This is a genomic window from Promicromonospora kroppenstedtii DSM 19349, assembly GCF_000515355.1.
In the GTDB taxonomy this organism is placed as follows: domain Bacteria; phylum Actinomycetota; class Actinomycetes; order Actinomycetales; family Cellulomonadaceae; genus Promicromonospora; species Promicromonospora kroppenstedtii.
Window position 1 is genome coordinate 1 of sequence record NZ_KI911601.1, and the last position, 642, is coordinate 642.

The 642-nt window shown below is 76.5% G+C and carries 1 protein-coding gene; it reads right to left on the reverse strand.

Annotated features, from left to right (window positions below; all coding sequences use genetic code 11):
- The coding region (locus tag PROKR_RS33665) for a hypothetical protein (RefSeq protein ID WP_036959497.1) at positions 1–642 on the reverse strand (642 nt) is incomplete at both ends.

The window sequence follows — 642 nt, forward strand, 5'->3', positions numbered from 1 at the left end:
CTCCGCGGCGGCGTCGCCGGCCCGCCGTGCCGCCGCGGCAACGGACCGGCTGCCGAGCACCTGCGCCGCGAACATGAGCCCCGCCATGGCCAGGCCGATCGCGCCGGCGAGCCAGCTTCCGCTCAGGACCACCAGGACGGCGAGGGTGAGCGGCGCCGTCAGCACCTCGGTCCATGCCTGGGTGTGGCCGGTGAGCCGGTAGTCCTCCTGCGCGCGGGCCGCGATCTCCCCGGGTGCGTCGCGGACGGTGCGTCGCTGCGCCGTCTGCCCGCGCAGCAGGGAGAGGTGCAGCCGCATCCGGGAGTCGACCCACCAGCGGGTGCTCGTCAGCCGGACCGTGAGCGGGAGCAGGGTGTTGGCCACGATGGCCGCGAGGATGGCGCCCACGAGCAGCCAGGGCGCCGAGCCCTGCTCCAGGCCCACGACGGCCGACGCCCACAGCCAGCCGACCACCAGCCCGGTCGAGGTCAGGTAGTCGGCCACCTCGAACACGACCGCCGGGACCAGCATGCCGTGCGGCCGGGCGCGCAGCGTGCTCCACACGGCACGCGCGATCGAGGTGCGCGGGCGTGCGGGGGCCTCGTCGGTCCCGGGGGAGCCCGGCGCGTCTGCCGTCTCGCCCTGACCGTCGGTGGCGGCTCG